Consider the following 9,197-nt stretch of genomic DNA (forward strand, 5'->3'; position numbering starts at 1 on the left):
CGTGAGAGCATCCCCGCATGAGTATTCACATCGCCGCCGAACCTGGGCAGATCGCACCGCGGGTGCTGTTCCCCGGTGATCCGCTCCGGGCCAAGTGGATCGCGGAGACCTACCTGTCCGACGTGATCTGCTACACCGAGGTCCGGAACATGTTCGGGTTCACCGGCACCTACAAGGGTGAGCAGATCTCCGTGCAGGGCTCCGGCATGGGCCAGGCGTCCGCCTCCATCTACGCGCACGAGCTGTTCGCGGAGTACGACGTACAGACCCTGATCCGGGTCGGGACGTGCGGGGCGCTGACCGAGGCCGTGCGGGTCCGGGACGTGATCATCGCGATGTCCGCGAGCACCGACTCGCAGATGAACCGGCTGCGCTTCCACGGCATCGACTACGCGCCGACCGCGGACTACCACCTGCTGCGCGCCGCGGTGGACGCCGCCGAGGCGGCCGGGCTGAACGTGCACGTCGGCCAGGTGTTCTCCGGTGACGTGTTCTACAACGACCGTCCGGACCTGGTCTCGCGGACCGCGGAGTACGGCGTACTGGGGATCGAGATGGAGGCCGCGGCGCTGTACACGCTGGCTGCCAAGTTCGGCCGCCGGGCGCTCGGCATCATGACGGTGTCGGACCACCTGATCACCAAGGAGATCACGTCGGCCGAGGAGCGGCAGACGACCTTCTCCGAGATGATCACGATCGCCCTCGATGCTGCGATCGAGGTGCCGGTCTGAGCCGGGCCAGGAGCGCGGCCACCGCCATCGCCGCTCTCCTGCTGCTGACCGCCTGCTCGTCGAACAAGCCGGACGCTACCGACCCGGACATCCCACCGCCGTCCGGCACCTCGTCTGCTCCCGTAGACCTGGCACCGGTCAAAGCGACCGCAGTGGTCGCCGGGCTGACCAGTGCCGGCTTCAAGTGCGGCACCGACGAGGCGTACGCGCTCTGTACGTCGGGCGCCGCATCGGTCTCGATCCTGAACGGCGACCACCCGCGGCCACCCGTCGTGTCGGTGAACGCCAGCGGGCCGGCCGACAAGGCAGCTGCCGAGGTCGCCAAGGTGCTGCCGAAGGTGCTGGAGATCGCCCACATCAGCCAGCCGCAGGACATCACGTCCTGGTTCGGCGCGCAGAAGGGCAAGCCGACCGCGGAGATGACCGCAGGCGACTGGCTGGTGAGCTACGCGGCCGAGGTGGACACCGAAGAGCCCGGTGTGCACCTGACGGTGACCGACAAGCTGTGCAAAACGGCCTGTCAGGCGGAGTGAACGAACCGCTCCCCCAGTAGGCGCTGGAAGGGCTCGACCAGCCCAGACCGTGTGCGTAGGTAGCGTCTGATGGAGCCGTCGTCGAGCATCAACTCGACGGCGGTTCCGCGCACCTCCCGGATCACCCGCGCCTGTTGCACCCGGACCGCCGGGACGAACTCCGGAAACGGGACGATCTCCATCAGGTCGTCGGTGATCCCCTTGGCCTCCCGACGCAGCCGCCGCCGGGCCAGCGCCCGTGTGGTCATCGAGGCAACCCCGAGCAGGTCGCCCACTCGGTCCACCACGAGCAGAATCACCGCAGCGATCAGACCGGCCGCGGCCACGATCAGGAACGCCGTACGGAGCCCAGGCAGCCCGGCCTTGCCGACCAGCCACGCCAGCACGAGCGCACCGGCCATTCCGACGACGCACCACAGCGAGGGGTCCATCCGGCGGCCGAAAATCGGCGTCGCCGTCCACCCGTCCGCGGTGAACTCCAGATCGACCAGTCCACCCGGCTCCGACCGCACCCGCTTCACAATCACGGGTGGCAGCCTAGAACGCTCTCAGGTCGTGATGAGCTTCGGCAGCACCTGGCCGACGCGCTGGACCAAGCGCTCGGGCGCACCGGTCGGGTCATCGGCAAAGGCGACCACGGCCTGCTCGAACAGACCATCCATCAGCGCGTACGCCGTCGCTGCGTCGACCGACGGTTTGGCTCCGAGCAGCTCGGCGTACCGGCTCAGGATCCGCCAGATCATCTCTTCCAGCAGTTGGTCGATCGCGACCACATCGGCCCGCAGCTGCTCCTCGAACATGCTCTGGGCGCGCAGGTCGTACCAGAGCCGGTGCATGGCCGTCTCTTCGACCAGGGTCTGGGTCATCTTCGCCAGGAACCCCGCACCGAGCTCGTCGGGCGTGGTGGCGGTCTCCACGACCTCGTCGTACCGCTGGGCGCACTTGGTCTTGTAGTAGCGCACGCAGTAGCTGATCAGGTCGATCTTGTCGCGGAAGTAGTAGTGCACGACGCCGTGCGTGAACTCGGAGTTGTTCGCGATCTCGCGCAGGCTGGTCCGGGCGTAGCCGAGCTCGCCCAGGGTCTTCAGCGCGGACTCGGCCAGCGCGATCCGGCGGCGCTCGATCTTGTCGATCCCCGACACCCGGCCCGCCGGGGTGACGTCTGCTGCTGAGCTCATCGCCCTCCTCTCGCCGATATCTGCGTCAGCCTACCTGCCGCAGGCCAGGCACTTCCCGCGGCAGGGCGACTTCTTGACAAGTGTCCAGCAAAGTCTTGACGACTGTCAAAGAACGGGTCCACAGTGGTGCCCCAATCACCCTCCGCAGCCACTCAGCAAAGGAGCTCCCCGATGGGCGGACTCGATCTCTCCGGGCGTAAGGCCCTTGTCACCGGCGGGGCCCAGGGACTGGGCGAAGGGATGGCCAAGGCACTGGCCGCGGCGGGCGCGAAGGTCGTCGTCGCCGATCTGCAGAAGGACGCGGGCGCGGCGGTCGCCGACGCGCTCGACCGCGAGTACGGTGCCGGCAACGGGTTCGTCGCCCACGACGTGACCGACGAGGGCAGCTGGGAGAACGCCGTCGTCGCGGCCACCGACGTACTCGGCGGTCTGGACATCCTGGTGAACAACGCCGGGATCGAGATCACCAGCCTGCTCACCGAGGTCACCGCGGACCAGATCCGCCGGATGCTCGACGTGAACATCCTCGGGACCACGCTGGGGATCAAGTACGGCCTGCGCACGATGCGGCCGGACGGCCTGGCCGGACAGGGCGGCGCGATCATCAACATCTCCTCGGTCGCCGCCACCATCGCCTTCCCCGGGATCGCGGTCTACTCGGCCACCAAGTCCGCGGTCGACCGGCTCACCCGGGTCGCCGCGATGGAGTCCGGCAAGCTCGGGTACGGCGTCCGCGTGAACTGCATCTACCCCGGACTCGTCCCGACCGCGATGGGCGCCGGCCTGGCGAACGACGTCGCGGAGCTCGGTCTGTTCGGCTCCCCGGAGGAGGCGGTCGGTGCGGTCATCGGACTGACCCCGGCCGGACGGCTCGGCGAGGTCACCGACATGGCCGACGCAGTCGTCTTCCTGGCCTCGAACGAGGCCCGGTTCATCACCGGTATCGGTCTGCCGGTCGACGGCGGAATGGGGATGTGACATGGCTGCTAAGCCAGTAGTTGTGTACGGCGCCTCCGGCTACACCGGGCGTCTGGTCTGTGAGTACCTCCGCCAGTACGGCGTCCCGTTCGTGGCCGCCGGGCGCAGCGAGGACAAGCTCAAGTCGTCGATGAGCTCGAATGTGGCCGGCATCGAGACAGCCGACTACGAGATCGCCACAGTCGACCATGACGTGGCAGCACTCACCGATCTGTTCAAGGGCGCATCAGTAGTGCTCAACACGGTCGGACCGTTCAGTGAGCTCGGTCCTGCGGCCGTCGAGGCAGCTCTCGCGGCAGGTGCGCACTACACCGACACCACTGGTGAGCAGGACTGGCTGATCACCTGCGACGAGGTGTACGGCGCGCGCTTCGCCGACGCGGGTCTCCTGCTGGCTCCTGGTATCGCCCAGATGTACACGACCGGCGAAATCGCCGCACAGCTCTGCCTGGAGCAGCCAGGGCTCGACACCTTGGACATCGCGGTGTTCTGGGGCGGCAGCCCGACCATCGCCTCGACGCGCACGATTCTGGTGAACGCTGCGACGTCAAAGGCACACTTCCTCGAGCAGAACCAGTACGTCGAATTCCCCGAGCAGGGGCTGGTTCCACTCGTCGTACCGGGTCAGCATGAGCTGGCGCTGTCACTGCCATGGGGTGGCACGTCACACCCGGTCTGGTTCAAGCGGGATCCACGGGTCGCCAACTGCAAGGCGCAGGGTGGTGTGTTCAACGCTGCGCTGATGAACGGCGTACCGCAGATCGTGGCGGCCGCACTGGAAGCCACGAAGGACATGGCTCCGGCCGAACGCGACGCCGCGCTCACTGCGACCGCACGCCAGGTGATGGACCAGATGCCGCCCCGGGAGAACCCGCGGGTCAACAAGTCCCTCGACTCGGTGCACGCCTCCGGTCCGCTCGGGCGGGCGCACTGTGTGATCCACGGCAACAGCAACTACCAGCAGACCGGTCTCCTGCAGGCGTACGCGGCGTACTCGCTGCTGCAGACACCGCCGAAACGAGTCGGCTTCGCCAGTGGCTGTCAGGCCTTCGGCCACCGGGAGCTGCTCGGCGTACTGCGCAGCTTCGGGCTGGTGGCCGAGCCGCAGCTGACCGTGGTGAGCTAGGCGACCGCCATGCGTCTGGTCGACTACCTGGACAAAGGCGCCTCGCTCGGCGCGGACAGGCCCTGCCTGACCACCGACGGCGAGACGCTGACGTATGCCGATGTCCAGGACCTGTCGTACCGGATCGCAAGTGGACTGGCGGCGAGCGGTGTCCGGCCCGGCGGCAAGGTGGCGATCCTGTCCGCCAACGACCCGATCGCGTTCAGTTGCGTGTACGGGATCAGCCGGGCCGGCGCCGTCTGGTGCCCGATCAATCCGCGCAACGAGGCGGCCGAGAACCGGGAACTGCTCGACCGGTTCGACTGTGAAGTGCTGATCTACCAGTCGGCGTTCGCGCCACTGGTGGATCGGATCCGGGATGCGCTACCGAAGGTCCACACCTTCGTGTGCCTGGATGCCGATCCGACCTCCGGCACCGACCCCCACGGTGACCGGACTGTCGGCTGGGACGGGTTCTGCGGGGGCCCGTCCCAGTCGACCACTGACTTGCACGAGCTGTCGGGGCTGGCCATGATCGTCGGCACCGGTGGCACCACTGGTCAGCCCAAGGGCGTCATGCTCACCACCACCAATCTGGAGACCATGACTGCTCTCACGCTGATGGGCTACCCCTTCGGCGTGCGGCCGGTCTACCTGGCGCTCGCACCCCTCACCCATGCCGCTGGCGTGCTCTGCTTCCCAGTGCTCGCATCCGGCGGCGAGATCGTCATCATGCGCACCCCCGACGTACATGCGTTTCTCAAGCTCATCCCGCAGCACGAGGTGACGCACACGTTCCTGCCACCCACGCTGATCTACATGGTGCTCGCGGCCCCGGAGCTGGACAGCACGGACCTCTCGTCGCTGCAGTGCTTCTGGTACGGCGCCGCGCCGATGTCGGTGGCCCGGCTCGAGGAGGCGTTGCAGCGGATCGGTCCGGTGATGGCGCAGCTGTTCGGCCAGACCGAGGCGCCGATGATGATCTCGATCCTGCCACCGGTGGACCATTTCGATGCCTCAGGCAACATTGCGCGCGATCGGCTCGCCTCCGCCGGGCGGCCGTCCGCACTCGTCACCACGGCGATCATGGCGCCGGACGGGCAGTTGCTGCCACCGGGTGAGCGCGGCGAGATCGTGGTCCGGGGCTCACTCGTGATGCGCGGCTACTACCGCGATACCGAGGCGACGGCGGCAGCATCGGCGTACGGGTGGCATCACACCGGGGACATCGGCTACCTCGACGCGGACAACTACTTGTACATAGTTGATCGCGCCAAGGACATGATCATCACTGGTGGATTCAATGTGTACTCGACTGAGGTTGAGCAAGTATTGATGACTCATGACGCAGTACAGGATTGTGCAGTCATCGGCCGCCCGGACGAGAAGTGGGGCGAACGGGTCGTCGCCGTCGTCCAACTGCAAGCGGGTGCTACCGCCGACCCGGCCGAGCTGATCGCGTTCGCGAAGGCACGGATCGGCAGCGTCAAGGCACCCAAGGAAGTGCTGGTCTGGACGGACCTGCCGCGCTCCAAGGTCGGCAAGGTCCTCAAGCCCGAGATCAAAGCCCGGCTCGACTAGCTGCTGCCGGCGCTACCTGCGGTCGCGGACACCACGATGGCTGCGGTGATCGCAGCCTGCATCTCAGCGACAGCCTTCTTCACCGCGGCCGCGGCCCAGTCGGAGTCGGCGATCACCTTGGCGCGGGCGCGCAACTGCCGCTTGTCGACCGCATCGGTGATCACCTTCGGTACGACGTCCAGTGCGCTCAGCAGCGCGATCAGGGCACCGGTGCGCTGGTCGGGCATGGTGCCGACCTTCAGCACGCTCTCCAGCGCGGCCCGAACCTCCCCCTCGTGCTGCGCGTCCTTGGCCGGCCAGCGGGTGACCGGGAACAGTCCGAGCACCTTGCCTTCCTCCGCCGCCAGGATGCCGCGCTCGGCGAGACGAGCCAGCAGCTGGTCGCGCACCTTCTTCGACAGGCCGCTCAGAACGTCCTTCGGCTTCTTCCCGGCCTTGCCGACCACAAAGGCGAGGCGGTCGTCCAGAATCGCGTCACCGGTCGACGAGGTGTCCAGCACCTTCAGGCGGCCCGGGCGCTCGCCGTTGCCGCCGGCAGTGATGTCCACCTTGCCGAGCGTGGTCAGCTCGATCAGCAGCGCACCACCGAGCGCGTACTCCAGCTTCGGCGACCCGACGATCGGCTTACCCGTCTCGTCGTCGTACATCAGGAGCAACAGGTCCTCGGCAATCAACATGCCCATAACGTAAATAACCAGTTGGTTGCCGCACATCCACCGCGCGGATTACCTCCAGCATCCGTCTGCAGGGCGGTCACTGCACAGCGTGACGGCACTCACCCATTGCGTGATAACTGAATTTCTGTCAGTTTTATCGAGGACTGAGGGGAGCACCTGCCATGATCACTCGCGTTCTCACCGCCTTCGGCCTGATCGCCTGCCTGCTGTCCATACCGACCGCCGCTACCGCCGCACCCGGCGTCCCACCGCTACCGGACTCCTTCCTCTGGGGCGTGGCGAGCTCCGGCTTCCAGTCCGAGGGCGCGGGCCCGGACAGCAACTGGAAGCGGTACGCCGCAACCAAGGAGCCGTACGGCAACGGCGTCGACTTCCGGAACCGCTACCCCGAGGACATCGCGCTGGCCGCCGGGATGGGCTTGAAGGTCTTCCGCTTCGGCATCGAATGGGCACGCGTCCAGCCGACCCCCGGCAGCTGGAACGAGACCGAGCTGGCCTACTACGAGGACGTCGTACGGCGGATCCGGGCGGCCGGCATGCGGCCGATGATCACCCTCGACCACTGGGTGTACCCGGGCTGGGTCGCGGATCGCGGCGGCTGGTCCGGCGCCGGCGTGGTGAGCGACTGGCTCACCTACGCCCGCCACGTCATCCACCGGCTGCACGGACAGGGCGCATACTGGATCACCTTCAACGAGCCAACGGCGTACGTGCAACAGGAAGTCACCAACGGCGGCGTGAATCCGCTGCTGATCCCACTCATGTTCGACCGGCTCGTCACAGCGCACCGCAGCGTGTACGACGTCATCCATCAGCTGGATCCGGGCGCTCCTGTGTCCAGCAACGTCGCATTCATCCCGGCCGCCGAGGGACTGGTCGATCTGGCCTTCTGGAACCGGATCGCCGACAAGCTGGACTACATCGGCATCGACTACTACTACGGACTGAGCCTCGACAACTGGTCGGCGATCCATGCCGCCAAAGGCGAGTTCTGGAAGGTGGATCCGCAGCCGGACGGCATCTACCACGCGCTGCGGTACTACCACGACCGCCGCCCCGGACTGCCGCTGTACATCGTCGAGAACGGCATGTCGACCGACAACGGTGCACCCCGCGCCGACGGGCACACGCGCTCCGAGCATCTCCGCGACCACGTGTACTGGATGCAGCGCGCACGGGCCGACGGCATGAACGTGATCGGCTACAACTACTGGAGCATCACCGACAACTACGAGTGGGGCAGCTACCGGCCACGCTTCGGCCTGTACACCGTCAACGCTGCGACGGACCCTGCCCTCACCCGGACGCCCACCGACGCTGTAGACACCTACCGAACCATCGCGGCCTCAGGTGGCGTGCCGTCGAGCTACACCCCGGTCAAACGCCAGTCCGTCTGCTCACTGGTCACCCTGCTCACCAGCTGCCTCTTCCCGCCGCGCGCGCCTTAACGCGTCAGGAGTAGCTGCGCCACCAGAGTGTCGCCCAGCCAGGCCTCGTAGTCCTCGACCGGCCAAAGTCGGTCGAGGACGAGCAGCTGGTAGATCTCGGTCGCCGTACAGGCCAGGAAGAGATCCAGCGCGCGGTCCGTGAGCTGGTCACCGAAGGACTGCAGGAACAGCTCGAGCTCGTGCTCCCGCGCCGCCCAGACGCGCTGCATCTCCGCAGCCATCCTGGCGTCCGCCCGCGCGGCCTCCTGGTAGATCCGGATCACGTCGATGCCGGTCTCGAACTGCCTCGTCTGCCAATGCGCCGCACTCCGCAACCGCTCGGCGGGATCCTCGATCTTGAGCGCCTCGTTCGACAGCCGGCGGGTGTCCGCCTCGGCGATCCACATCCCCGCGATCTCGCGCAGGATCGCCGGCTTGTTCCCGAACGCCGAGTAGATCGTCTGCGCCGGAATCCGGGCCGCCTCCGAGATCGCGGTGACCGTCGTCACGACGTACCCCTGCTCGGCGAACAGCTCCCGCGCGGCCCGCGCCACCTGCGCCTTCGTCTCCTGCGCCTGCCGGGCCCGATGCGATTCCTCCTTGACAGCCACGGAAGGAATCTAGCACTCTGTTGATCATAGTCCTACTATGACGAAGAGATGGAGACTCTGATGAAAGACCTAGTACTCGCGGCCGCCCCAGCCTGCCCCTGGAGCTGGCTGACCGTCCGCTGGCTCACCGCCGTCGCGCCCCAGCGCGGCCTCACCCTCCGCCTCCAGCCCTACAGCCTCTGGCTCCGCGACGGCGAAACCCAGGCCGCCGGCCTCCCCGACTTCATCGCCGCCATCGCCCTCGAAACCAGCCGCCAGTCCCTCCGCGTCCTCCGCGTCTGCGCCGCCCTCGCCACCGAATCCCGGTACGCCGACATCGAGCACCTGTACGTCGAATGGGCCTCCCGAGTCTTCGTCCCCGGACCGCCCCAGGCCC

Annotated in this window: 10 protein-coding genes and 1 pseudogene; 7 read left to right on the forward strand and 4 right to left on the reverse strand. The window is 67.2% G+C overall.

What is annotated here, in order from left to right:
* The first annotated feature begins 17 nt into the window (after positions 1-17).
* Entirely contained in the window at positions 18-731 is a 714-nt protein-coding gene (deoD, locus tag E1261_RS16645) for a purine-nucleoside phosphorylase (RefSeq protein ID WP_132407639.1), read from the forward strand.
* Between the two features lie 152 nt (positions 732-883).
* The gene (locus tag E1261_RS16650; protein ID WP_238176256.1) at positions 884-1,264 is read left to right on the forward strand and encodes a hypothetical protein; all 381 of its coding nucleotides are present in this window, start codon (positions 884-886) and stop codon (positions 1,262-1,264) included.
* Here the strand turns inward: E1261_RS16650 and E1261_RS16655 are convergent.
* Together E1261_RS16655 and E1261_RS16660 are read right to left on the reverse strand one after the other, a co-directional pair.
* On the reverse strand, positions 1,252-1,791 hold the full coding sequence (locus tag E1261_RS16655) for a hypothetical protein (protein ID WP_238176257.1): 540 nt from the start codon (positions 1,789-1,791) through the stop codon (positions 1,252-1,254). The genes E1261_RS16650 and E1261_RS16655 overlap by 13 nt on opposite strands.
* A gap of 21 nt (positions 1,792-1,812) precedes the next feature.
* Positions 1,813-2,442, reverse strand: a complete 630-nt coding sequence (locus E1261_RS16660; protein WP_132407643.1) for a TetR/AcrR family transcriptional regulator — start codon at positions 2,440-2,442, stop codon at positions 1,813-1,815.
* 171 nt (positions 2,443-2,613) lie between these two features.
* On the opposite strand from E1261_RS16660, the gene E1261_RS16665 reads away from it, so the two are divergent.
* From E1261_RS16665 to E1261_RS16675, 3 genes are read left to right on the forward strand one after another with little or no spacing between them, the layout of a single operon-like run.
* A complete protein-coding gene (locus tag E1261_RS16665; RefSeq protein ID WP_132407645.1) occupies positions 2,614-3,420 on the forward strand; it encodes an SDR family NAD(P)-dependent oxidoreductase in 807 nt (268 codons plus the stop codon).
* 1 nt (position 3,421) lies between these two features.
* Positions 3,422-4,546: a DUF5938 domain-containing protein gene (locus E1261_RS16670; RefSeq protein ID WP_132407647.1), complete on the forward strand. Its 1,125-nt coding sequence runs from the start codon at positions 3,422-3,424 to the stop codon at positions 4,544-4,546.
* 9 nt (positions 4,547-4,555) lie between these two features.
* A complete protein-coding gene (locus E1261_RS16675; RefSeq protein WP_132407649.1) occupies positions 4,556-6,106 on the forward strand; it encodes an AMP-binding protein in 1,551 nt (516 codons plus the stop codon).
* On the opposite strand, the gene E1261_RS16680 is transcribed toward E1261_RS16675, so the two are convergent.
* On the reverse strand, positions 6,103-6,783 hold the full coding sequence (locus tag E1261_RS16680; RefSeq protein ID WP_132407651.1) for a GOLPH3/VPS74 family protein: 681 nt from the start codon (positions 6,781-6,783) through the stop codon (positions 6,103-6,105). The genes E1261_RS16675 and E1261_RS16680 overlap by 4 nt on opposite strands.
* A gap of 161 nt (positions 6,784-6,944) precedes the next feature.
* Here E1261_RS16680 and E1261_RS16685 point away from each other — a divergent pair, with 161 nt between their 5' ends.
* Entirely contained in the window at positions 6,945-8,231 is a 1,287-nt protein-coding gene (locus E1261_RS16685; RefSeq protein WP_132407653.1) for a glycoside hydrolase family 1 protein, read from the forward strand.
* On the opposite strand, the gene E1261_RS16690 is transcribed toward E1261_RS16685, so the two are convergent.
* Positions 8,228-8,821, reverse strand: coding sequence for a TetR/AcrR family transcriptional regulator (locus E1261_RS16690; protein ID WP_132407655.1), 594 nt, complete (start codon positions 8,819-8,821; stop codon positions 8,228-8,230). The genes E1261_RS16685 and E1261_RS16690 overlap by 4 nt on opposite strands.
* A 60-nt stretch (positions 8,822-8,881) precedes the next feature.
* Between E1261_RS16690 and E1261_RS16695 the strand changes: the two are divergent.
* Positions 8,882-9,197: pseudogene (locus tag E1261_RS16695) on the forward strand (hypothetical protein); the annotation flags it as partial.

Source organism: Kribbella albertanoniae, assembly GCF_004348455.1.
Lineage (GTDB): Bacteria > Actinomycetota > Actinomycetes > Propionibacteriales > Kribbellaceae > Kribbella > Kribbella albertanoniae.

Excerpts from the sequence above, each read along its gene's own strand:
- deoD (WP_132407639.1), top strand. The coding sequence starts at position 18 with ATGAGTATTCACATCGCCGCCGAACCTGGGCAGATCGCACCGCGGGTG.
- E1261_RS16660 (WP_132407643.1), bottom strand. The coding sequence starts at position 2,442 with ATGAGCTCAGCAGCAGACGTCACCCCGGCGGGCCGGGTGTCGGGGATC.
- E1261_RS16665 (WP_132407645.1), top strand. The coding sequence starts at position 2,614 with ATGGGCGGACTCGATCTCTCCGGGCGTAAGGCCCTTGTCACCGGCGGG.
- E1261_RS16670 (WP_132407647.1), top strand. The coding sequence starts at position 3,422 with ATGGCTGCTAAGCCAGTAGTTGTGTACGGCGCCTCCGGCTACACCGGG.
- E1261_RS16675 (WP_132407649.1), top strand. The coding sequence starts at position 4,556 with ATGCGTCTGGTCGACTACCTGGACAAAGGCGCCTCGCTCGGCGCGGAC.
- E1261_RS16680 (WP_132407651.1), bottom strand. The coding sequence starts at position 6,783 with ATGTTGATTGCCGAGGACCTGTTGCTCCTGATGTACGACGACGAGACG.
- E1261_RS16685 (WP_132407653.1), top strand. The coding sequence starts at position 6,945 with ATGATCACTCGCGTTCTCACCGCCTTCGGCCTGATCGCCTGCCTGCTG.